Annotated in this window: 20 protein-coding genes, 1 tRNA gene, 1 other RNA gene and 1 pseudogene; 14 read left to right on the top strand and 9 right to left on the bottom strand. The window is 69.7% G+C overall.

Going from position 1 to position 22,988, the window contains the following annotated elements; genetic code table 11:
- Window positions 1–581: 581 nt before the first annotated feature.
- The 3 genes from PV419_RS22760 to PV419_RS22750 form a co-directional block, all read right to left on the bottom strand.
- A complete protein-coding gene (locus PV419_RS22760) occupies window positions 582–1,784 on the bottom strand; it encodes an IS110 family transposase (RefSeq protein WP_319691655.1) in 1,203 nt (400 codons plus the stop codon).
- A 253-nt stretch (window positions 1,785–2,037) separates the two neighbouring features.
- Window positions 2,038–3,276: a PP2C family protein-serine/threonine phosphatase gene (locus PV419_RS22755; protein WP_319691653.1), complete on the bottom strand. Its 1,239-nt coding sequence runs from the start codon at window positions 3,274–3,276 to the stop codon at window positions 2,038–2,040.
- A gap of 213 nt (window positions 3,277–3,489) precedes the next feature.
- Window positions 3,490–3,630 (bottom strand): hypothetical protein, encoded by a 141-nt coding sequence (locus PV419_RS22750; RefSeq protein ID WP_319691652.1) that lies wholly within the window; start codon window positions 3,628–3,630, stop codon window positions 3,490–3,492.
- Window positions 3,631–4,249: 619 nt separating this feature from the next.
- Between PV419_RS22750 and PV419_RS22745 the strand changes: the two genes are divergently transcribed.
- Complete coding sequence (locus tag PV419_RS22745; RefSeq protein ID WP_319691650.1) at window positions 4,250–5,176, top strand: acyl-CoA desaturase; 927 nt, start codon at window positions 4,250–4,252, stop codon at window positions 5,174–5,176.
- Window positions 5,177–5,614: 438 nt separating this feature from the next.
- Here PV419_RS22745 and PV419_RS22740 read toward each other — a convergent pair whose 3' ends face one another.
- The 3 genes from PV419_RS22740 to PV419_RS22730 all read right to left on the bottom strand — a co-directional run bounded on the left by PV419_RS22740 (window position 5,615) and on the right by PV419_RS22730 (window position 7,024).
- A complete protein-coding gene (locus tag PV419_RS22740) occupies window positions 5,615–5,887 on the bottom strand; it encodes a hypothetical protein (RefSeq protein WP_319691648.1) in 273 nt (90 codons plus the stop codon).
- Between the two features lie 86 nt (window positions 5,888–5,973).
- On the bottom strand, window positions 5,974–6,234 hold the full coding sequence (locus tag PV419_RS22735; RefSeq protein WP_319691647.1) for a hypothetical protein: 261 nt from the start codon (window positions 6,232–6,234) through the stop codon (window positions 5,974–5,976).
- A gap of 316 nt (window positions 6,235–6,550) precedes the next feature.
- Entirely contained in the window at window positions 6,551–7,024 is a 474-nt protein-coding gene (locus PV419_RS22730; RefSeq protein ID WP_415925366.1) for a DUF5994 family protein, read from the bottom strand.
- 291 nt (window positions 7,025–7,315) lie between these two features.
- Here PV419_RS22730 and PV419_RS22725 point away from each other — a divergent pair.
- Window positions 7,316–7,717, top strand: a pseudogene (locus tag PV419_RS22725) (DUF5994 family protein); the annotation flags it as partial.
- Between the two features lie 428 nt (window positions 7,718–8,145).
- Here PV419_RS22725 and PV419_RS22720 read toward each other — a convergent pair.
- Window positions 8,146–8,544, bottom strand: a complete 399-nt coding sequence (locus PV419_RS22720; RefSeq protein WP_319691643.1) for a cation transporter — start codon at window positions 8,542–8,544, stop codon at window positions 8,146–8,148.
- On the opposite strand from PV419_RS22720, the gene PV419_RS22715 reads away from it, so the two are divergent.
- Window positions 8,501–8,872, top strand: a complete 372-nt coding sequence (locus PV419_RS22715) for a hypothetical protein (RefSeq protein ID WP_319691642.1) — start codon at window positions 8,501–8,503, stop codon at window positions 8,870–8,872. The genes PV419_RS22720 and PV419_RS22715 overlap by 44 nt on opposite strands.
- 128 nt (window positions 8,873–9,000) lie before the next feature.
- Here PV419_RS22715 and PV419_RS22710 read toward each other — a convergent pair.
- Window positions 9,001–9,085, bottom strand: a tRNA-Ser gene (locus PV419_RS22710).
- A gap of 73 nt (window positions 9,086–9,158) precedes the next feature.
- On the opposite strand from PV419_RS22710, the gene ffs reads away from it, so the two are divergent.
- From ffs to PV419_RS22660, 10 genes are all read left to right on the top strand, one after another.
- An RNA gene (gene ffs, locus PV419_RS22705) (signal recognition particle sRNA small type) lies at window positions 9,159–9,255 on the top strand.
- A gap of 81 nt (window positions 9,256–9,336) precedes the next feature.
- Window positions 9,337–11,895 (top strand): DNA polymerase III subunit gamma and tau, encoded by a 2,559-nt coding sequence (locus tag PV419_RS22700; protein ID WP_319691640.1) that lies wholly within the window; start codon window positions 9,337–9,339, stop codon window positions 11,893–11,895.
- 210 nt (window positions 11,896–12,105) lie between these two features.
- Window positions 12,106–12,441: a YbaB/EbfC family nucleoid-associated protein gene (locus tag PV419_RS22695; protein ID WP_319691639.1), complete on the top strand. Its 336-nt coding sequence runs from the start codon at window positions 12,106–12,108 to the stop codon at window positions 12,439–12,441.
- A gap of 176 nt (window positions 12,442–12,617) precedes the next feature.
- Window positions 12,618–13,217, top strand: a complete 600-nt coding sequence (gene recR, locus PV419_RS22690) for a recombination mediator RecR (RefSeq protein WP_319691745.1) — start codon at window positions 12,618–12,620, stop codon at window positions 13,215–13,217.
- Entirely contained in the window at window positions 13,210–13,875 is a 666-nt protein-coding gene (locus PV419_RS22685; RefSeq protein ID WP_319691637.1) for a DUF5063 domain-containing protein, read from the top strand. Before recR ends, PV419_RS22685 begins: the two co-directional genes overlap by 8 nt.
- Before the next feature lie 245 nt (window positions 13,876–14,120).
- Window positions 14,121–15,392, top strand: coding sequence for an aspartate kinase (locus PV419_RS22680; RefSeq protein WP_319691635.1), 1,272 nt, complete (start codon window positions 14,121–14,123; stop codon window positions 15,390–15,392).
- Window positions 15,389–16,462, top strand: a complete 1,074-nt coding sequence (locus PV419_RS22675; protein ID WP_319691634.1) for an aspartate-semialdehyde dehydrogenase — start codon at window positions 15,389–15,391, stop codon at window positions 16,460–16,462. The genes PV419_RS22680 and PV419_RS22675 overlap by 4 nt, the downstream gene beginning before the upstream one ends.
- Before the next feature lie 424 nt (window positions 16,463–16,886).
- Complete coding sequence (locus tag PV419_RS22670; protein ID WP_319691632.1) at window positions 16,887–17,465, top strand: SigE family RNA polymerase sigma factor; 579 nt, start codon at window positions 16,887–16,889, stop codon at window positions 17,463–17,465.
- Window positions 17,462–18,586 (top strand): hypothetical protein, encoded by a 1,125-nt coding sequence (locus PV419_RS22665; RefSeq protein WP_319691630.1) that lies wholly within the window; start codon window positions 17,462–17,464, stop codon window positions 18,584–18,586. The genes PV419_RS22670 and PV419_RS22665 overlap by 4 nt, the downstream gene beginning before the upstream one ends.
- Before the next feature lie 90 nt (window positions 18,587–18,676).
- A complete protein-coding gene (locus PV419_RS22660; protein WP_319691628.1) occupies window positions 18,677–19,561 on the top strand; it encodes an SURF1 family protein in 885 nt (294 codons plus the stop codon).
- Here PV419_RS22660 and PV419_RS22655 read toward each other — a convergent pair.
- Window positions 19,443–21,323 (bottom strand): prolyl oligopeptidase family serine peptidase, encoded by a 1,881-nt coding sequence (locus PV419_RS22655; protein WP_319691744.1) that lies wholly within the window; start codon window positions 21,321–21,323, stop codon window positions 19,443–19,445. The two genes, PV419_RS22660 and PV419_RS22655, sit on opposite strands and share 119 nt — an antisense overlap.
- 133 nt (window positions 21,324–21,456) lie before the next feature.
- Here PV419_RS22655 and PV419_RS22650 point away from each other — a divergent pair, with 133 nt between their 5' ends.
- Window positions 21,457–22,956 carry a hypothetical protein gene (locus tag PV419_RS22650; RefSeq protein ID WP_319691627.1) on the top strand — a complete coding sequence of 500 codons (1,500 nt, stop codon included), beginning with the start codon at window positions 21,457–21,459 and terminating at the stop codon, window positions 22,954–22,956.
- Window positions 22,957–22,988 lie beyond the last annotated feature (32 nt).

Here is a 22,988-nt window from a genome sequence, read left to right as displayed (position 1 = left end):
CCCGTCGGAAATGAACCTTCTGGCAACCACACCTGCAACTGTGATTGACAGTAGCACGGTGCGATCGGCCCTGCGCGATCGATAATTCCGCTCCGGCCCACGGCCGAGGAATACTTGCTGTGCCCCACACCTATTTCTCATTTCACGGGCACAGATATTGCTCTCCGCGGGCGTGGCCTTCCTGCCGTGCACTTCCGCCCGCAGCCCTGTGACCTCCGTCGAGGGAGATCTGCCGCTGCCACCGTCGTCAGAGGATGGCGCAGCGGCGAATGCGCCGGGACTCCACTGCCGCGATGAACGTCACATCCGGAGGCCGTGATGCGGCCCGCCTGGGCCCGTCTGGAGAGTGGCCAGGCGGCCGAGGTGTGGGCCCAGTCCGCGGAGCGTTTCGCGGCCCAGGCGGCCGGGCCGCACTTCGAGGCGGTGTGTCGTGAGTACATGCTCGGGCCCGGACGGTCCCTGCTCGGCTCGACCTTGGGCGAGGTCGGGTGTGGTGTGGTGACAGACCCTGCTGCGCGGCGGCAGATTCAGGTCGACGTAGCCGTGGTCGAACCCGGGTCGGGGGGCCCCTATGGGTTTCGTCAACCTGCAGGGGCGGGTTGGGGCTGGTAGAAGGTGCCGTCGCGGAGCATCGCGAAGAGCACGTCGGCTCGTCGTCTCGCAAGGCAGAGGAGGGCTTGGGTGTGGTGCTTTCCCTGGCTGATCTTCCTGTCGTAGTAGGCCCTGGAGACCGGGTCGGCCAGGGCCGCGAACGCGGACAGGAAGAAAGCCCGTTTGAGCTGCTTGTTTCCTCGGCGGGAGGGTTGTTCCCCACGGATCGAGGAGCCCGAGCTCCTCGTCGCGGGGGCAAGGCCGGCATAGGCCGCGAGATGGGCGGCGCTCGGGAAACTGCTGGCGTCGCCGACGTCGATGAGGATCCTGGCTCCGGTCCTGACGCCGATCCCCGGCATGGACGTCAGGACCTTCGAAAGAGGGTGGTTCTCCAGCAGTTCCTCGATCCGTCCGGCCAGCAGTTTCCGCTGGTCGAGCACGGCGGTCAGCGAGGTGGCGAGGCTGGGCACGACCAGCGCGGCTGCATCCGTGCCGGGGACGACCACGGTCTGTTCGTCGAGCGCGGTGAAGATGTCGTCGACCAGTCGCTCGGCCATCCGCGGGGCCTTCGGCCGTATCAGCGTCACGAGCCGTCGGCGTCCGGCCTTGCGGATCTGGGCCGGGGATCCGAACCGTTCCAGCAGGGTCAGGACGGCCGGGTGCTGGACACGCGGCCCGAGAACTCGCTCCAGATGCGGGTGGATCTGGGTCATCAGTCCCCGCAGCCGATTGGAGATCCTTGTCGCCTCGCCGGCCAGATCGTCGTCGAAGCCCACGATCATCTCCAGCTCGGCGATGGTCTCGTCTTCGAGTTCGACCGAGCGGAGCGTGTGCGGCATGACGCGGGCGGCGTCCGCGATGACGAACGCATCGCGGGCGTCGGTCTTGGCCTCGCCGGGGTAGAGATCGGCGATCCGCCGCATTGTCAGTCCGGGCAGGTAGGCGACCGGGCAGCCCATGTCGCGGGCGACCGCCAGCGGCAGGGCGCCGATGGAGGCGGGCTGGTCGACGATCACGAGCACGGTTCCGTGCTTGGCCTGCAGCTTGCCGAACACCTCGCGGAGCTTGGGTTCGCTGTTGGGCAGCCGCTTGTCGAACGCTTTCTTCCCGGCCGGGGTGACGGCGGTGGCGTGGTGTTCGCCCTTGCCGACGTCCAGGCCGAGGAAGGCGCCGATGTCACTCACGTTGATCACGTGCGTCCTCCGGTTGTACTCACCCGGCCGTCCCACGGCACCGATCGCCACATCCACATTACGAAGAGCCTCCCGACCTGCGAAGAAGTCGGTGGTCATGCCCCTAATCAGCGGTCTGTCGATGCCTCCGGAGCCGGTGACACCACCCCCCAGGCCATGCGTTCGACAGGGGGAGAAAGTCATGCCAACTCCGGAGGCCGGGCGCCCCATTGCGGGGCCACCAAGAAGGTAATGGGGAACCTGCTGGTCATGCTTACACCGTGACGAGATGGTCCGCGGTGCCCCCGCGCCACTCGACCAGGAAGAGCGTCGCGTCGTCAGTGGTGACCCCGCCGCGTTCTCGCATCAGGGTGTGGGACAGGCCGCGCACCATTTCCTGTACGCCTTCGCCCACGCACCCCGCGCGGTTCACGAAGTCGAGCAGTCGCTCCTCGCCGAACTGCTCTTCGCCGGTGCGGTGCTCCTCGATGAGACCGTCGGTGAAGAAGAGGATCCGGTCGCCGCGGGACAGCGCCTGGTCGCTGATCTGCGGGATGGCCCCACCGAAGCCGACGGGCAGGGTGCCCGGGCTCTCCAGCGCCTGGACGACGCGGTAGTCACGGATCAGCAGGGGTGCCGGGTGCCCGGCGTTGACCCATTGCAGGTGGCCGGTTCGGATGTCCAGGCGCATCATCTGCGCCGTGACGAAGTGGTCGGGCCCGAACTGCTTGTCGATGGCCGTGTCCATGAACATGTACAGGTCGGCGAGGCCGACGTCGGCGCGTCGGGCGTGCCGGTAGGCGCCGACGGCGACGGTCGCCAGCACGGCGGCATCCAGCCCGTGGCCCATGGCGTCGATGACGGCCATGTGCAGGATGTCATCGTTCAGGGCATAGTCGAAACTGTCACCCGCGACGTCGTAGGCAGGCTCGAGGATTCCGGCCACCGCAACCTGCGGGGTGACCATGGTCAGCGGGGGCAGCAGTGACCATTGGATTTCCGCGGCCAGGCTCATCGGCTCACGGCGCCGGGCCTGGAAGAACTGATCGGTATAGCTGTTCTTGGTGACCAGCATGTCGGCGACCAGGCCGGCCAGGCGCCGCAGCAACCGCCGGTCGTCGTTGTCGATGGTGCTCAGGGTGAGGGCCAGCACCCCCACCACGTCGCTGCCGTCCAGCAGCGGCAGGAACATCCGTACGCCATCGGCCTGCGGCTGTTCCACCGTCGCCGCGCTGAGAAAAGCCCTGCCGGCCCGAGAATCGTCGATCCGTTCGGGCTCCCCGACCACGAGTCTCATGCCCCGCAGGGGAGCCAGCATCAGCTGGTCGTAGTCCTGAAGGAGGATCGAGACGTCCCGCCCGCCGATCCTCCCCACTTCCTCCGCGACCAGTGGGGCGATCAGCTGGGGCGGCATCTCGTGAGCCCGGTCCAGCAGCACACCCAGCAGCCGCTCACCGAATCCCTCTGACCGATCCACGGTGACTTTACGGAAGCCCCGTTCACCTTCCGTCATGGCGACCTCGTTTTCGCCGCAACGCCCTCACACAGAGGCGAGCCTCAGTGCTGTTCGCCGCATTTTGGTCCTACTGCCTCCTCCACCCCAGCATCGCGCACATGAGGGTCTGCGACGCCTGCCGCCAGGTCGCCGGAGCACGACCGGTGCCTGAGGCGGCCGAAGAGCAATGCGCCACCCCCGCCGGAGGCGTCTTGTGCCGTGGCTACCGCATCAGTGCTCGGCCTCGATGTGCATGCGCTCGGCCAGCGGGAGAGGCGTCTCGTCGGGGCTGATGACGAACCCGCCGACCATACGCGCGCATATACCCTCACAAGCGAGCAGTTGTTTGCCGCTGTGGTGCGAGACCACCATCGCGTCCGTGTCCCGGTGTACGCCGGTAGTCGGTGTGGCAGATGATGCAGACCTGCCCGGGATGCGCACCCTACTCTCGTCCGGACGCTGGAGTGCGCCTACCGCTTCCGAGTCGCAAGGCAACATGCCTCCTCGGCGTGCGGGGAGTACGGTGAAGAGGACCGAGGGCGATCCGGAATGGCGGTTACCCCTTGGCCGTCCTTTGCGATTCACGACACGGTCCCGACCCACGGGCTCGGAGACGGCATATGCCACTACGGCCCCGATGCGACGCGTGAGCGGAGGACGACGTGCGGCCTGCGAGGGCTGCCCCTCCGACGGCACCGCACGAGCTGCCCGCATCCGCGTGCCGCTGACACCTGACACCTGACACCGATCAGGATCGAGATCCATGGAGTCCTCAGACTTCGTTCAACGCCCCGTGTCCACGCGGGGGCACGCTGGAACCTCATCGACCTCCTCAAGTCCTTCGGCTCCGCAGGCCAAGCTCTCCGGAGACATCACGTGCGGGCCCACGACGACTCGTGATCGATCTGCAGGCAGCGACTACGCTCTGCTCTCTCGCCAGGTCAGAAGCGCAGGGTTGCTGCGGCATCGGCCGTTGCGTTCCGTTACGACGTTGGCTGTCACGCTGCTCCTCCTGACCGGTGGCTGGGCGGCCTTCGTCCTGATCGGCGACTCCTGGTGGCAGTTGACCATCGCCGCTGTGCTGGCTTTCGCCTTCACGCAGTGCGGGTTCCGCGGCCATGAAGCGGGCCACCGCCAGTTGTTCGAGGGCCGGCGGGCAAACGACGTAACGGGGCTGGTGTTCGGTAATCTCTTCATCGGCCTCGGATTCGGATGGTGGGTGGCCAAACACAACCGTCACCATGCCCATCCCAACCATGTCGGCCGCGACCCCGACATCGAGACCGGCGCCGTGGTCTTCATCGATCACGAGGCTCGTGGGCGCGCGGGTGTAGCCGGTTTCGTCACCCGCCACCAGGCCCCCCTCTTCTTCCCCATGCTGCTGCTGGAGGGCTGGGCACTGCACGTGGCCACATTCCGGGCGCTGAGCAGGGGCAGGACGAGCGCTCGCGCTCCTCTTGCGGTCGAGGTACTGGCTCTGCTCGTGCACGTGGCGGCGTATCTCATCGTTGTGCTACTGGTCCTTTCGCCGCTGAAGGCGCTGGCGTTCGTTGTGGTCCAGCAGGCCCTTTTCGGCCTGTACATGGGAGCTTCATTCGCCCCCAACCACAAGGGCATGGCGATGCCGGAGGAGCATGACCGCCCGGACTTCCTGCGCGGCCAAGTCCTCACCTCGCGCAACGTGCGGGGTGGGCGTGTCATCGACTTCGTGCTCGGCGGCCTGAACTACCAGATCGAACATCACCTGTTCCCCAGCATGCCCCGGATCGCCCTGCCGGCCGCCCAGCCCCTGGTCCGTGCCTACTGCGCTGAACTCGGCCTGCCTTACACGGAGACGGGCGTGGTGGACTCGTACCGACAGGCATTGCGCCACCTCCACGCGGTGGGAGCACCCCTGCGAGCCGAACCGCGGGCATGACCCCGGCGTGACGTTGACCCACAGGCCCCCGGACCTTCCCGACACCCCCTTCGCCCAGCGACACACTCTGAAGATCGCCGTGAGCTGCACACCCGTCGGTACCGTGTCGTGATCCTTGGCCTGTAGAGGTGCTCGCACCGTCGAGGCGCAGGCCGAGCGAGGAGCAGTGCAGGGCACACAGTGGACCTCAGGACCGATCTGTCAGCGGATGATGGTGTTCCCGCGGTCATCCGTGTCGTGTCGTGATCGACCCTGCTCCCTGCCGGCGCGCCGACGGCGTCACAACGGCCCCGGCGTAAACACACCGGGGCCGCCCTTTCGGGTCGGTTGCACGTGAGAGTGCACCTACCCACTTACCATGCTATGCCTGGGGTGCTTTTCCGGCATCACGGACTATTTGGGTAATACGGCGCCTGGGCGCAAACGCCCCGCGCCGCGTCAGCCACGTTCCTCCTCCTCGCCCTCCATCAGCCGGATCCCCTGGTGCGTCAGTGTGGCCATCGCGGGTGTATTTCCCCGTGTCCAGTCGACTGTGATGAGCCCCTCGCCCGCCAGATATGCGCAGGCGGCCGCCAGATCCTGCTCAGGGACCTGGAGCTCGTCGCGCAGCTTCGCCCCGGTGACGCCAAGGAGGCGATTGCCTTCCGTGGCCTCGTACAGAGCCTTCATGATCGCTTCGCGGTAGTTCTTCCGCTCCTGCAGTGTTGCCATGGTTGCCGTTCCACACGTGCAGGGCACCGGCGAGGAGTGGACACGGGGCGGCGGTGCCCTGTCCGCACCCGTTGTTGGGCATCGCTTCAGACTTCATCCGTCTGCGTGCGGTCTTGTCCGGAGGACTGACTTGCTACCAGCCAGGACCGCGCCGGCTCTGCCGTGTGAGTGGTGTCCACGGTGAGGTGAAGCCGGGTTCCGCCTCCGGCGCCGGCAGGGTAGCTGCGCTGTTCGGCGCTGGCGAAGCAACGACGGAGTACCTCGGCGACCTGACGGGCGGCCTCGGGGGACGCGGAGACGATACGCACCTCGGCGCGCCCTGCCGAGGGTGATTCGGGTGGTTGCATGGTGACCTCGTTCCATCAGGAAGACGTGGCGGTGGGCGTGGCCCTCACCTACCCCCGAACACCGCGACGGGGCCGCGAAAGATGCATGACCTTCTGCCTGGGCCGGTGGGTGGGAAGCGAGGCAAGGGGGTGACGACGAGTGATCCGGCGGGCTTCCGGCTGTCGGCTCTTCCGGCTCCGTGTAGTGGAGTGCTGCGATCCGCTCGTTGTGCCGGTCGTTGAGTAGATGGATCGGCAGCACTCCTCTGATGGACATGGAGGTGATCATGGACCCGCTGCTGACGGTCTCCACGTCCTCACCTCCCTTGGGCGGAGCTCAGGAGTCCGGTCGGGTTCGGCTGCCGGCCGCCATAGGGGCGGGCCCGCCATCGGTCTCCCACTCCTCCTCCCGGCTGAGCGCCTCCCGGGCGTCACGGGTGGCGGTTTCGTTCGCCATCAGACCGCTGGCGGTGACGAGGCTGCCGGGGGTGGCTGCGGCGGCCATCAGCCGGGCGGCGGCGGACGCACCCGTCTCCGGCGGGATCACCAGAAGGTCCCAGCGGCCTACGGTGTAGGAGAGCAGAATCAACTTGTGCGGGTCCTGCTCGTCAGTGAACCAGCCCACGTGCACCGTGTGCCCGGTCACAGGCACCTTGCGCGGGATCACGGGCCAATGGACCGGGTTCACGGAGACGCGAGTGATACGGCCCCAGCGTGCGTCGAGCACGTCCGTCAGAGCGGGAAGCTCCCGGAGGAGATCCCGGGAGCGAGGCCACCACGCACCGTCCAGAAGGCCTGGAACCGGGCCCATCGGGATCAGGGACAGGCGGGCCGGTGGCGAGGGCGTGCGCTCATGGATAGTCGTACGGTCGATGGTCACGGTCATGGCGCGAGCCTGTCCCCGGGCGCATCTTCAACGTCCCGGTGTTGTTGCTCGCCGAGAACGACACCCGCGTGGAAGCCGGTGTGCGAAGTACTCCCGGTGTTTTCACTGTACTCCGGGCGTTGGGCCGCTGAGCCCCCGTGTGATCAGCGACTTCTTCAGGAACCCGGGTCTGTATCCGCAGGGCGAGGGTGAGCCTGGGCGTGGGCTCGGAGTACGGCCTGGCGGCCGCGTTCCCGCGACCTACGCGCCGAGCTTCCCGCCCTGGTCACCGCGCTGACCGAGCACCTCGGGCCCGTCATGCGCGTCGGCCTGGACTCCAGCGCCTGGGAAGAACTGCCGACACGAGTGATCATCGACGACCGTATCGTGCACATCGACTCATTCCCGGTGGCTGACGACACCATCCTCATCACCCGAGGCGATCGAGACTACTTCTCCCTGTTGGTGGTCCCGCCGCACGCGACGCCCGACGCGGCACGCGCCGCGATGACCCGGGCCGTCCGCGTCGACAACATCACGCAGGCCAAGCAGATCCTCATCGACACCGGCACCGGCCGAGCCTGCCCGATCGCCGAAGAAGGCCCGCAGACAGGCCAGGAACGCCGCAGCACGTCCTGACGCCTCATCCGGCCGCAACCATAGGCCGTGCATCCGCAGCCCGCTGACGTCCGGTAAGACACCGACACCACGCCCCTGATCAAAGTCCGGCCATAAACTCTTCCGGAATACCGCCGACATCGGGACCATGACGGCTGAACGTGCCTCCTTGACACGCGGTTTGCCCTTGCCCGTCGGCGCATTCATGAGTGGCCTCTGCTCCCGTCCGGGCAGGTCGAAGTCCATAGGGCGTGGTGGTCGGTGTGTGATCGCCTCCTTATGGGCCGTTGTTTACCGCTCTGGAGGGCACGGATGGGGCACGACGGCGAAGCGGAGGGGGAGAAGTGCCTCGCCCCGGCCTGCTCAGGGTGCCTATGCGTGTGCGCCTACCGGGGCTGGAAGGCGACCTTGCAGGTGCAAGCGTCAATGCTCGGCTCGTCATCGGGCGGTCAGTTGCAGCAGTCGCACCCGAGGCGGCAGCCGCAGGCGTCCGTCTCCTGCTGTTGGGCGGGGATCGCGGCGGCCGGGGTCGCGCAGCAGCCCTTGCCCTGCCAGGCGTCGCGGCCTTCCTTGACGGCGATGGCGGCGATGACCAGGGCAGCGATGGGGTCGGCCCAGGACCAGCCGAGGGTGGCGTTGAAGACCAGCCCGGCCAGGACGGCGGCGGACAGGTAGGTGCACAGGAGGGTCTGCTTGGAGTCGGCGACCGCGGAGGCGGAGCCGAGTTCGCGGCCCGCGTGGCGCTGGGCGGCGGACAGGAAGGGCATCACCGCGAGTGAGAGGGCTGCGATGACGATGCCGGGGATGGAGCGTTCGGCCTCGCCGGTTCCGGTCAGCGCGGACGGCATCGGCGGCGACGTAAGCGGCGAGCGCGAAAAAGGAAATGGCGATGATGCGCAGGGTGGTCTTCTCGCGGGCCTCACGCACGGCGTGGTCGCGGGCGGAGAACTGCCAGGCGACCGCGGCGGCGGAGGAGACTTCGATGACGGAATCGAGGCCGAAGCCGATCAGCGCGGTGGAGGAGCGAACGTCCGGATGCGGCAGGCCACGGCCAGCGAAGCACACGGGCGCGGGCTGTGCCCGGTCAACGCGCTGGCTCACTCCTGGCGCGCCGGGCCGAGTCGCTTCGGCGGCACAGTGGTCTCTTTCGTGCTCGCGGATGCCTGGTCTTCCTGATCAGCCCCGGGGCGCAACAGGCCGGTGGTGCGCGCTCTGGGAGTCGCCGAGAGCCGACTGAGACAGATCAACGACGAGGGCCCCGACCATGATCGGTCGGGGCCCTCGTCTGCCCTGCTGGGCGGGTGCGGAGGATACGAGATTCGAACTCGTGAGGGGTTGCCCCCAACACGCTTTCCAAGCGTGCGCCCTAGGCCTCTAGGCGAATCCTCCGCGGGAAACAATACAAGACCAGAAGCAGTGCACGCGAACTCGTTCCCGACCCGGTCCATCCGCTAGGGTGGGGGCCAGCCCCTCACGTGGCGCTATCTCACCGAACTCCCCCAGGGCCGGAAGGCAGCAAGGGTAAGTGGGCTCTGGCGGGTACGTGGGGGGCCCTTGCGTTGTGGGGAGAGGCGCGGGGTGGGGTGGGTGAGGGTGCGGGGCGGCTTCGGATGTCGGTGGGCACCGATATCGTCGTAAGCGTGTCGTCCCTCGCGCTGTACCGCCGCTACCGCCCCGAGACCTTCGCCGAGGTCATCGGCCAGGAGCATGTCACCGGCCCGCTGCAGCAGGCGCTGCGCAACAACCGGGTCAATCACGCGTACCTCTTCAGCGGTCCGCGCGGCTGTGGCAAGACGACCAGCGCGCGCATCCTGGCCCGCTGTCTGAACTGCGAGAAGGGGCCGACCCCGGCGCCGTGCGGGGAGTGCCAGTCCTGCCAGGACCTCGCGCGGAACGGGCCGGGCTCGATCGATGTCATCGAGATCGACGCCGCGTCCCACGGAGGCGTGGACGACGCGCGTGAGCTGAGGGAGAAGGCGTTCTTCGGGCCCGCGTCGAGCCGGTACAAGATCTACATCATCGACGAGGCGCACATGGTCACCTCGGCGGGGTTCAACGCCCTGCTGAAGGTGGTCGAGGAGCCTCCGGAGCATTTGAAGTTCATCTTCGCGACCACGGAGCCCGAGAAGGTCATCGGCACCATCCGGTCGCGTACGCACCACTACCCCTTCCGGCTGGTGCCCCCCGGGACGCTGCGTGACTATCTGGCGGAGGTCTGCGAGCGCGAGGCGATCCCGGTTGAGGATGGTGTGCTGCCGCTGGTGGTGCGGTCCGGGGCGGGGTCGGTCCGGGACTCGATGTCGGTCATGGACCAGCTGCTCGCGGGCGCGGGTGAGGACGGTGTGACGTATGCCATGGCGACGTCACTGCTCGGCTATACGGACGGCTCGCTGCTCGACGCGATCGTGGACGCCTTCGCGGCGAGCGACGGCTCGGCCGCGTTCGAGGTCGTCAACCGCGTGATCGAGGGGGGCAACGACCCCCGGCGCTTTGTCGCGGATCTGCTGGAGCGCCTCCGTGACCTGGTGATTCTCGCGGCCGTGCCGGACGCGGCGGAGAAGGGGCTCATCGACGCCCCGGTCGATGTCGTCGAGCGGATGCAGGCCCAGGCGTCCGTCTTCGGTGCCGCCGAGCTCAGCCGCGCCGCCGACCTGGTCAATGAGGGCCTGACCGAGATGCGCGGTGCCACCTCGCCGCGGCTGCAGCTGGAGCTGATCTGCGCGCGGGTGCTGCTGCCCGCGGCGTTCGGGGACGAGCGGTCGGTACAGGCGCGGCTGGAGAAGTTGGAGCGGGGGGCCCTGGCGGGTGGCCTGGGTGGTCTCGGGGGCGGGTTCCCTGGGGCAGGGGCCGGGGGCCAGGGTCTGCCGGGAGGTCCTGGAGGGCCGGAGGGCCAAGGGCCCGCCATGGGGTACGTGCCAGGGCCCGACGCTCACGCCCCGGCCGCAGGCCCGTCCGGCCCGGCCGCCGCGCGGGCGGCGGTGACGGGCCGCGGTGGGACTGGGGCTGCGACTGGGGCTGGGGCCGGTCAGGGTGCGGCTCCCGGTGCGGCTGGTGGTCCTGCCGCCGGTGGTGCGGGTGCGGCTCCGGCCGATGGCGGGGGTGGGGGACAGCAGCCCGGAGCGTGGCCCGGGGGCGCCCAGCCCGCGGGGGCGAACGGCGGCGGCCAGAGCCCCGGCGCCAGGCCCGCGGCCGCGGGCGGTGCGGGTGCTGGTGGTCCGGCCGCAGGCGGTGCGGGCGGCGGTCATGCGGAGGGCGGCGGTACGGAAGGGGGCGGGGCGTCTGCCTCGTCCGCGGCGCGGCCGGGGGCCTGGCCGACCGCCGCGGCTCCCGGTGCCGCCCAGGGTTCCGGGCGGCAGCCCGGCAGCTGGCCGTCGGCCGCCGCGCCGGGGCAGGGCGGTCCGGCGTCGGGTGGTCCTTCCGGCTCTTCCGGTGCCTCAAGCTCTTCCGGCGCTTCCAGCTCTTCTGCGCCTTCCGCCCCTTCCCCCGGCCCTGCCGGTGCCCCCGCCGCGTCCGCGCCGGGCATGGCGCAGGGCGCCATGCAGGTGCGGCAGATGTGGCCGGACATCCTGGAGGCGGTCAAGAACCGCCGCCGCTTCACCTGGATCCTGCTGAGTCAGAACGCGACCGTCACCGGCTTCGACGGCACCACCCTCCAGCTCGGCTTCTCCAACGCCGGCGCGCGTGACAGCTTCGTCGGCGGCGGCAGCGAGGACGTGCTGCGCCAGGCGCTCAGTGACGCGATCGGCGTTCAGTGGCGGGTCGAGGCGATCGTCGACCCCTCGGGCGGCGCCGGACAGCAGGGCGGGCCCGGCGGTGCGGGCGGCGGTGGCTTCGGCGGGTCCGGGGGCTCCGGAAACTTCAGCGGTTCCGGCGGGGCCGGCGGTGGCTTCGGGGGCGGCGGTGCCCCGGCGACCCCGCCGCGGCAGCCCGCCCCCCGTCCCCAGGCTCAGGCGTCCGCCGCCGCGCCCGCCGCTCCCCGCCCCCAGGTTCAGGCGCCCCCCGCCGGGGCGCCGGCCGAATCGGCGCGGCCGCCCGCGGAGTCGTCGGCGTACCGGGAGCCGGAGCCCCCGCCGATCGCGCCGGAGGACGACATTCCGGCCGAGGACGATCCGGATCTCGACGAGAGCGTGCTCAGCGGCCATGACCTGATCGTGCGCGAGCTCGGCGCGACGGTCATTGAAGAGATCGCGAACGAGTAGGAACGAGCGGGGGATGAGTGGGGGATGAGTAGGGGACGAGTCGCGTACGGGTGGGGATCCGGTGTGTGTCGCTCGCCCTGCGCGGCGCCTGAGTTGAGTACTCGGGCGCCGTTCGCCCTCCTCCCCACGGCGTAGGGCGGGGTGCCCCGTGAGCACGTAGGCTCGGGCTATCGGAAAGAAGAAGTCTGTCGACAGCGCAGGAGTGAGCTCGTGATTCCCGGTGGTGGCCAGCCCAATATGCAGCAGCTGCTTCAGCAGGCCCAGAAGATGCAGCAGGACCTCGCCGCGGCCCAGGAAGAACTGGCCAGGACCCCTGTCGAAGGCTCGGCCGGCGGCGGCCTGGTGAAGGCGACCGTGACCGGTGCCGGTGAGCTTCAGGACCTGGTCATCGATCCGAAGGCGGTGGACCCGGAAGACACCGAGACCCTCGCGGACCTCGTCGTCGCGGCCGTGCGCGATGCGAACAACGCCGCGCAGCAGCTGCAGCAGCAGAAGCTCGGTCCGCTCGCCCAGGGGCTCGGCGGCATGCCGGGGCTTCCGTTCTGAGTGCTGTCCTCCGTTCTGAGAGCGGCCCTCCGTTCTGAGAGCGACTGGCCGCTCTGAGAACGGGCAGAAAACGGCGTCCCCGGTCTGTTCAGAGACCTCACCCGGGCCTTATACCGAAGTCTGTAGGAAGAGAAGCCACCGCGCATCAGCGCGAGATCGGCGAGATGGGAAGCGGCGTGTACGAAGGCGTGGTCCAGGACCTCATCGACGAATTGGGCAGGCTGCCCGGCGTCGGTCCCAAGAGCGCGCAGCGCATCGCCTTCCACATCCTGCAGGCCGAGCCCGCCGACGTCCGCCGCCTCGCGCATGCGCTGACCGAGGTCAAGGACAAGGTGCGGTTCTGCGCGGTGTGCGGGAACGTCGCCGAGGCCGAGCGGTGCCGGGTGTGTCAGGACCCGCGCCGCGACCCGGCCGTCATCTGTGTGGTCGAGGAGCCCAAGGACGTCGTGGCGATCGAGCGCACCCGCGAGTTCCGCGGCCGCTACCACGTGCTCGGCGGCGCGATCAGCCCGATCGAGGGCGTGGGCCCGGACGATCTGCGGATCCGGGAGCTGCTGGCACGGCTCGCGGACGGTACGGTCACGGAGCTGATCCTGGCCACCGATCCGAACCTGGAGGGCGAAGCCACCGCCACCTACTTGGCGCGCATGGTCAAGCCCATGGGTTTGAAGGTGACCCGGCTGGCTAGCGGTCTCCCAGTCGGGGGAGACCTGGAGTACGCCGACGAGGTCACGCTGGGGCGTGCCTTCGAAGGGAGAAGACTTCTCGATGTCTGACGCAACGCTGCACGCCGCCCACCCGGATCCGGACGACTTCGCGGTCCAGATCTCCGATCAGATCGAGAGTTTCATCGTCGCGGTCACCGAAGTGGCGAAGGGCGACGAGCCGGACAGCGCTGTGCCGTTCCTCCTGCTTGAAGTCTCCCAGCTGCTCCTCGCGGGCGGCCGGCTGGGCGCGCACGAGGACTTCGTCCCCGACGAGCGGTACGAGCCGGACGTCGGCCCCGAGGCGGACGTCGACGAGCTGCGCGAGCGCTTCGCCCGGCTGCTCGACCCGGTGGACGTCTACTCCGAGGTCTTCGACCCGTATGTGCCGCGCAGCCAGCCCGTCGCCTGCCGGATCTCCGACGACCTGGCCGACATCGTCACCGACCTGCGGCACGGCATGGCCCACTACCGCAACGGCCGGATCAGCGAGGCGCTGTGGTGGTGGCAGTTCTCGTACCTGTCCAACTGGGGCACGACCGCCTCCGCCGCCCTGCGCGCGCTGCAGTCGCTGGTCGCCCACGTACGCCTGGACAGCCCGCTGGACGAGCTGGACGGCCTGGACACCGACAGCAATGCGGGCGGCGACGAGGAGCTCGCGGAGGAGGCGGGACGGGTCATGGCGGCGGAGATCGCGGCCCCGCTCGGCATCCGGTCCGTGCAGTCCTGAAGCGTGGCCCTGAAAGTGTGACCTGGGTTACCTTTCTGTGTGCTTTGGTGCGGAGCGGGCAGGGTTGGTCGCTGAGCGGGTGGTGCGGGACGAGAAGCGGAGGCGCCGGAATACGGCTCTGCCGCTCGTTCCCGGACGTTTGATCACGAGGTGAGTGATGTGTCTCGCAATGTGATATTGGCGGGGTAATTTCCGGCCACTCGTTAGACTGAGCCGACCGCATTACTGAGAGCCAGGGAGCGCACGTGGGCCTTGTCGTGCAGAAGTACGGAGGCTCTTCCGTTGCCGATGCCGAGGGCATCAAGCGGGTCGCCAAGCGAATTGTCGAAGCCAAGAAGAACGGCCACCAGGTGGTCGTCGTGGTTTCCGCGATGGGCGACACAACGGACGAGCTGATCGACCTCGCCGAGCAGGTGTCCCCGATTCCGTCGGGGCGTGAGTTCGACATGCTGCTGACCGCGGGAGAGCGGATCTCCATGGCCCTGCTGGCGATGGCGATCAAAAACCTCGGCCACGAGGCGCAGTCGTTCACCGGCAGCCAGGCCGGTGTCATCACCGACTCGGTCCACAACAAGGCGCGGATCATCGACGTCACGCCCGGCCGTATCCGGCAGTCGATCGACGCGGGCAATATCGCGATCGTCGCGGGCTTCCAGGGCGTGTCCCAGGACAAGAAGGACATCACCACCCTGGGCCGTGGCGGCTCCGACACCACCGCCGTCGCTCTCGCGGCCGCCCTCGAAGCCGAGGTCTGTGAGATCTACACGGACGTCGACGGTGTGTTCACCGCCGACCCGCGGGTCGTGAAGAAGGCCCGAAAGATTGACTGGATCTCGTTCGAGGACATGCTGGAACTGGCCAGTTCCGGCTCCAAGGTGCTGCTCCACCGCTGTGTGGAGTACGCACGCCGTTACAACATCCCGATCCACGTCCGCTCGTCCTTCTCCGGGCTCAAGGGCACGTGGGTCAGCAACGAACCACAAGGGGACCAGCCGATGGAGCAGGCGATCATCTCGGGTGTTGCCCACGACACCTCCGAGGCCAAGATCACGGTCGTCGGGGTGCCGGACAAGCCGGGTGAGGCCGCGGCCATCTTCCGTACGATCTCGGACGCCGAGCTCAACATCGACATGGTGGTGCAGAACGTCTCCGCCGCGTCGACCGGCCTGACCGACATCTCCTTCACCCTCCCGAAGACCGACGGCCACAAGGCCATGGAGGCGCTGAGCAAGGCGCGGCCGACCATCGGCTTCGACTCGCTGCGCTACGACGACCAGATCGCCAAGATCTCGCTGGTCGGCGCCGGTATGCGGACGAACCCGGGTGTCACCGCGACCTTCTTCGAGGCGCTGTCCAACGCCGGGGTCAACATCGAGCTGATCTCGACCTCCGAGATCCGTATCTCGGTCGTCACCCGCGCCGATGACGTGAAGGAAGCGGTCCGGGCCGTGCACAGCGCCTTCGGGCTGGACAGCGACAGCGTGGAAGCCGTCGTCTACGGAGGGACCGGCCGATGACCGGCCGTGGCGATGCGGGTGGCCGGAAGCCGACGCTCGCTGTCGTCGGCGCGACCGGAGCCGTCGGCACCGTCATGCTCTCCATCCTGTCCGAGCGGGCGGACATCTGGGGCGAGATCCGGCTGATCGCCTCGCCGCGCTCGGCCGGCCGGAAGCTGTCCGTGCGGGGCGAGCAGGTCGAGGTCATCGCGCTGGACGAGGAGGCCTTCGACGGCGTCGACATCGCGATGTTCGATGTGCCGGACGAGGTCTCCGCGCAGTGGGCGCCGATCGCGGCCGGCAAGGGCGCGGTCGTCGTCGACAACTCCGGAGCGTTCCGGATGGACCCGGACGTGCCGCTGGTGGTCCCGGAGGTGAACGCGCACGCGGCCCGGCACCGCCCGCGCGGCATCATCGCCAACCCCAACTGCACCACCCTCTCGATGATCGTCGCGCTGGGCGCGCTGCACGCCGAGTTCGGGCTGCAGGAGCTGATCGTCGCCTCGTACCAGGCGGTCTCCGGGGCGGGCAAGGAGGGCATTGACACCCTCCGCGAGCAGCTCACCCTCGTCGCCGGTACGGAGCTGGGCACCCAGCCGGGCGACGTGCGGCGGGCGATCGGCGACACCGGGCCGTTCCCCGGGCCGATGGCGCTCAACGTGGTGCCGTTCGCGGGCTCGCTCAAGGAGGACGGCTGGTCCTCGGAGGAGCTCAAGGTGCGGAACGAGTCCCGCAAGATCCTGGGGCTGCCGGACCTGCGGGTCACCGCGACCTGTGTCCGCGTGCCCGTGATCACCACCCACTCGCTGGCCGTGCACGCGCGGTTCGAGAACGAGGTGACCGTGGCTCAGGCACACGAGATCCTTGCGGCCGCCCCCGGCGTGGTGCTCTGCGACAACCCGGAGGAGGGGGAGTTCCCCACCCCGGCCGATGTCGTGGGCACCGACCCGACCTGGGTGGGCCGGGTCCGGCGCTCGCTCGACGACCCCAAGGCGCTTGAGCTGTTCGTGTGCGGCGACAACCTCCGTAAGGGCGCGGCGCTCAACACCGCGCAGATCGCGGAGGTCGTCGCGGCGGAGCTGACGGCCTGACGGCCGCGTGACCCGTCACACAGTCTCGGCCCGGCGGCCGCGTACAGTGGTGGCTCTCCAGCCCCGGGCCCCGAAACTGTGAAGTTTCTGTGATCTGGACCATGGCCTGGACCACTTGAACGGGGCTCAAACCGGGGCAAAGATCTACGGATAAGATTCCCTCCCCGCCCGCTGCAACCCGCAGCGGGCGGGGAGCGTCTTTCCAGCCGCCCGGTAGTGGGCGTTGAGTAAACCGGGGCATTGGGGACGGGTTGGTGTGCATGGGGGTATTTGTTGCATCGTCAAAAGTGGTGCCTCACGCGTACAACCCTGACAGGGGGCAGCGTGTCCAACTGGCGTGGCAGCAGAGGCATTCGGTATCGCAACGGTTCCTGGGCGCGGCGGCACGGCAGTGCGGCCCCCGCGTCCCCGCACCCCTGGCGGCATGCCGGTGATCGCGCCATGGTCAACCGCTCGCCCCGCGCCGCAGCTCTCGACAGGGCGCGAGGACGCTGACGAGACGATGGCAGCGGGCACCACAGTCGATCACCTCACCGAGACCTACCGCGCCCACTACCGGTCGCTGCTCGGTCTCGCCGCGCTGCTCCTCGACGACACCGCGTCCTGCGAGGACGTCGTACAGGAGGCGTTCATCCGCGTGCACTCCGCGCGGCGCCGGGTCCGTGACCCGGAGAAGACGCTCGCGTATCTGCGGCAGACGGTCGTCAACCTCTCGCGTTCGGCGCTGCGCCGCCGCATCCTCGGGCTGAAGCTGCTCTCCAAGCCGATGCCCGACATGGCCAGCGCCGAGGAGGGGGCGTACGAGCAGCTCGAGCGGGACCAGCTGATCAAGGCAATGAGAGGACTGCAGCGCCGCCAGCGTGAGGTCCTCGTGCTGCGCTACTTCGCGGACATGACCGAAGCCCAGGTCGCCGAGACGCTCGGCATATCGCTCGGCTCGGTCAAGGCGTACGGATCGCGTGGCATCGCGGCGCTTCGCGTCGCAATGGAGGCTCCGGCATGAACGACGACACATACGAGCCGGCCTCGGGAGACCCCGACCGGCGGGACGGTCACGAGCCGGACGGCAGTGACCGCACCGACGACGGCAACAGCACCGAGGACAGGAACAGCCAGGACGTCATGAACGAGGACGCCCTGCGCCGCCTCCTGCACGGCGCCGTCGACGAGCTGGAACCGTCTCCCGACTCCCTGGAGCACCTGCGCCGCGCCGTGCCCGCCCGCCGTACGCGCCGCCGCCAGGCGCTGGTCGGCGCCGTGGCGGCGGTGGTGCTCGGCGGGGCCGCGCTGCCCGCGCTGGTCCACGTCGCCACCACCAGCGGCTCGGACGACCGCCCGGCCATGGCGGGCAGCAGCCATCGCACCCCCGGCCCCGAGCAGGACAAGCACGGCGAGGGCAGCGGCGGGAAGGAGACCGGCCGGCCCGTCGACAAGGGGAGCGAGGACAAGGAGGACAAGGGCGGGGACGGGAAGAAGGACCGTCCGTCCAAGAAGCCGGAAGGCGACTCGGGCGGCGTGGCCCCCGACCCCTCCAGCACGCTGAACGCCACCTCGCCCACCTGCGCCCGCCCCCAGCTCGGCAGCGCCACCGGGACGGCCGAGGCGGCCGACGCCGAGGGGCGGATCTACGGCTCGTTCCGGGTCGTGAACATCTCCGACACCTCGTGCACGGTCGTGGGCGGCGGCGTCATCAACCCGAGCGCGCAGGACGGCGCGGACGGTTCCCGGATCTTCGTCGTGGACCACACCTCCGGCGACGAGGCCGCCGGTCTGCCCGATCCGTCCACCGCGCCGGGCCAGCTCATCCTGAAGCCCGGCCAGGCGTACGAGGTGAAGTTCGCCTGGATCCCGCAGTCGGGCGGCGGCACCTCCGGCTGCTCCAACACCAGCACCACGCCGACCCCCGAGCCCACGCCGGACTCGGCCGGCGCGGCGGACGAGGGGCCCTCGGACACTCCGGGTGACGGCTCGGGCAGCGGCGGCGGTGACGGCGGCGATCAGCCGGCGGGGAGCGTCCTGCTCAGCTACACGCCCGAGGCCGGTGACCCGGCCGCGGCGAGCGTGACCCTCAGCGGCGCGTGCGCGGGGACGATCTACCGCACCGGGATGCTGGCAGCCTCGTAGGGGGTAGCCCGGGGGCACCTCCCCGCGGTAGCCGAGGCGAACCGAGCCCCCGAAGTACGGCCCGCGGCGCCGGGCCCGTACCGTGGTGGGGTGTACCGGTTTCTGCTGACGCCCCGCTGGTGGGTGATCAACGTCTTCACCGTGCTGGCCATCCCGGTCTGTCTGTTCATGGGCAGCTGGCAGCTCAGCCGCTTCGAAGCGCGCGTCGAGACGCACAACAAGCAGCAGGACCAGGCCTCCGGCACCGAGGACACCGCCGAGCCGCTGCGCGCGCTGCTGCCGGTCACCGACCGGACCGCGGGGCGGCCGGCCACCGCGACCGGGCGCTATGACACCGCGCACCAACTGCTGGTCCCGGACCGGCAGCTGGGCGACCGCGACGGCTTCTATGTGCTCACGCTGCTGCGCACGACGGACGGGGGCAAGGCGCTGCCCGTCGTACGGGGCTGGCTGCCCGGCGACGCCGACGACAAGGCCGACATCGCCAAGGTGCCCGCGCCCCCGGCCGGCGAGGTGACCGTGACCGGGGCGCTGCAGGCGTCCGAGCACCAGGACAGCAGCGGGGTGCGGGCGACGGGCGGGCTGCCGCGCGGCCAGCTGGGCATGATCAGCGCCGCTTCGCTGGTGAACCTCGTGCCGTACGGGGTGTACGACGCGTGGATCACCTCCGCGACCGCCCCCGGGGCCCTGAAGCCGGTGCCCCCGGCCGTGGCGGAGGGCACCGGGCTCGATCTCAAGGCGTTCCAGAACCTCGGCTACACCGGCGAGTGGTTCGTCTTCGCGGGCTTCGTCGTGTTCATGTGGTTCCGGCTGTTCCGCCGTGAGGCGGAGACGGCGCGCGACCTGGCGCTCGGGATCATTTTGTCAAAGACCCCGGTCCCGACCCCGGCTGCTCCGGCTGCCCCTGGAGATCACGCCGCGGATGAGGCCGCAGATGACGCTGAGCGAACTCGATCTCCAAGCGCAACTGCTTGATCCGCTCCTCGACCACCAGCGAGCCGTGCCCCGCGTCGTACCGGTACACCTCGTGCGGGGCGCCGCGCCGCGCCAGCCGCTCCACGTAGTTGTCGATCTGCCGTATCGGGCAGCGCGGGTCGTTGACCCCCGCGGAGATGTAGACCGGCGCGCGCACCGCGTCCACGTACGTCAGCGGTGAGGACGCCTCGAAGCGCTCGGGGACCTCTTCCGGCGTGCCGCCCAGCAGCGTGCGGTCCATCGCCTTCAGGGCCTCCATCTCGTCGTGGTACGCCGTGACGTAGTCCGCGACCGGCACCGCCGCGAGCCCCAGCGCCCACGCCTCGGGCTGGGTCCCGAGCCCCAGCAGTGTCAGATAGCCGCCCCATGAGCCGCCGGCCAGTACCAGCCGCTCGGGGTCGGCGAGCCCCGAGCCGACCGCCCACTGGCGCACGGCCGCGATGTCCTCCAGCTCGATCAGCCCGACGCGGTGTTTCAGCGCGTCCGTCCACGCCCGGCCGTACCCGGTCGAGCCGCGGTAGTTGACCCGTACGACCGCGAAGCCGTGGTCCACCCAGGCCGCCGGGCCCGCCGCGAAGGCGTCGCTGTCGTGCCAGGTCGGCCCGCCGTGGATGTCGAAGACGGTCGGGAAGGGGCCCTCGCCCGCGGGCTTGTGCACCAGGGCGTGCACCTGCCCGCCGGGCCCGTCCACCCACACATCGGTGACCGGCACCGACCCGGGCGCACGCGGCCCCGGCGGGTCGAGCACCACCCGCCCGCTCGTGGACCGCACCTGCGGCGGCTCGGCCGCCGAGGACCACAGGAACTCGACCGTGCCGTCCGGCCGAGCCGTCGCCCCCGAGATGGTGCCGGACGGCGTGTCGAGGCGGGTCAGCTCGCCGGAGGCGAGGTCGTACCGCCACAGCTCACTGCGCGCCTGGTAGCTGTGCTCGACCAGCAGCGCCGTCCCGTCCGGCACCCAGTAGGCGCCGACGTCCCCGGGCAGGTCGATGGCCAGCGCCGTCTCCACGCCGCTTCGGGGGTCCCACACCATCGGCTCCCAGCGGCCCCGCCGCTGGTGCCCGACCAGCAGCCGGTCGTCCCCGGCGACCGGCGCGAACCCCATGACGGACAGGCCCAGCTCCTGGGCGCCGCCCTTGGTGTCGTCCAGCTCCGCGACGGGCGTGCCGTCCAGCCGTACGACCCGGATCGCCGAGTGCATGGCGTCGCCGTGCTCGGTGTGCTCGATCGCGATCAGCGTCCCGTCGTACGACAGGTCGCCCACCCCGGCCGACTCCCGGTGGCGGTAGATCTCCTGGGGCGCGGCCCCGGGCCGTACGACGTGGATGGTGGAGCCGTCCTCGTCCGTGGACCGCCCGACGACCGCGGTGCCGTCACGGCCGAGCGCCAGGCCGGCCGGGTAGGAGGGGGCGAGGCCGGGCGCCGCGGGCTCGTCCGCCGCGGCCGCCTCCTCGGCCCCATCACCTGGGACGACGTGCGCCCCGTCGCCCGGGGCGAACGGCTGGCGCATCCACACCCCGAACTCGTCGCCGTCGGTGTCCGAGAACCACCAGATCCACCGGCCGTCGGGGGAGAGCACCCCGTCCGTCGTACCGTTCGGCCGGTCGGTCACCTGGCGCTGCGCTCCGGTCGCCCGGTCCCACGCGTACAGCTCGTACGTGCCCGTCGCGTTGGACACGAACAGCGCGCGGTCCGGCGCCTCCTCTGCCCAGTCGGGCAGCGAGACGCGCGGGGCCCGGAAGCGTTTCTCCCAGTCGGGCATGGTCTGTGCGTCATTCATCCCCCCATCAAACCCGATCGGACGGCCGCCGACCGCCGTGATCCTTGCTAACGTGCGCATCACTCCGCTCACTCCGCGCGCGCGAAGCGATCCCGATCCGCGTGAAGCGATTCGCGTGAGCGAGACGCAGAGTGAAGTGATACGGGGGCTGAGAATCGTGGCGGCGTTCACCTATACGCATCTCCTCGAGATGGACTTCGGCAAGCTGGGCTCGGCGGTCGCCGACTGGAAGACGGTGGTGAGCGATCTCGAAAAGCTCGGGACGGACGTCGACCGGGGCCTGGTGCGGAAGTCGGACGCCGCGAAATGGGCCGGTCTCAATGCCACGATGACCCGGGACTTCGTGCGCAGGACGGCGAAGGAGTTCCGGGATCTGCACCGGGAGGCGAAGAGCATCTGGAGCGTCCTGGACGACGCGAGCACCGAACTGCGGAGCATCCAGCGCCAAGTCAGAAAACTGGCCGCCGACGCCAGGAAAGAGACTCCCGGGCTGGTGGTCAAGGACTCGGGCGACGGCTCGGTGCGGGTGTCCGAGGCGCTGTGCAACGTCGAGGGCGACAGCCAGCGGACCGAGGACTTGCTCACGTGGTACGCCGAGGCCATCACGGATCTGATCACCCACGCCGCGGAGATCGACGCCGCCGTCACCCGCGCCCTGCGCGCGAGCCACGGTCAGGACTGCCACGACGCGGGGCACGCCGTCTACACCTCGCTGGACGAGGACATGGCCCCGCGCGCGGTCGAGCTGGCCTCGCTGGGGGACAAGGCGAGCCCGGAGGAGCGCGCTCGGCTGCGGCGGCTGTGGGAGTCCCTGAGCCCGCGGGCGCGCGGCGAGCTCTGGGCGGCCCACAAGGACGGCCTGGTGGCGGCGGGCGTGCTGGCCCCGCGGACCAGGCAGATCTCCCCGGACGCCGGGTCGGGGCGGCACGGCGTCGAGTCCCCCGGTTTCGGTGAGCGGGTCACGCTGGAGAAGGCCAAGGCGCTGGCGGAGGGTGCCTCGCTGATGGGGATGAACGACGCGGCGCGGCATCTGACGCATTACCTGGATAATTCCGGCGCGACGCTGGATTTGCCCGTCGACAAGATGATGAAAGGCGACGACGCGTTCCGCAACAAGACTCTCGAGGCCATCATGGACAACGAGGACAAATGGCGCTCGCAGGCGCTGGCGGAATTCAAGAGGAACGGCGGCAGGCCGGTCGCCATCCCGGTGGAGACGGCGGAGAGCGGCTTTCGCTTCAACCGGTCGGGCGACGAGAACTGGTACCTGGCTGTCGGCTCGCTCAGTACGAATATCAGCGGTGTGGTCACGGTGGCACCCGGGGCCGGAGGAAAGCCCCACATAGGTCTCGACTACCAGCTCAACGCGTGGGACCGCTACAACTGGGATTCCGGCAAGGGAACCGAGATAGCCGGGGTCACTTTCACGGACGAGGAGATGGGTCGACTGCACCGGACCGGGCTGGCCCAGGAATTCGACGTGCGGGGCAGCAGCTCGGTCATGCACCGCCAGATCCTGGATGGTCCCGGGAGTCTCAAGCAGGACCCCCTGCCGGACGGGCCGAGGGACTCGGGCGGGCGTACGGATCCGGGCCGGGAGGACCCGTACCGCTGAGCCGCCTCCGGCCTCACCGTCGCCGCCCCCGC

The sequence above is a fragment of the Streptomyces sp. ME19-01-6 genome (assembly GCF_033793745.1).
Classification (GTDB): domain Bacteria; phylum Actinomycetota; class Actinomycetes; order Streptomycetales; family Streptomycetaceae; genus Streptomyces.
This window is presented reverse-complemented; position numbering and strand designations above follow the sequence as displayed.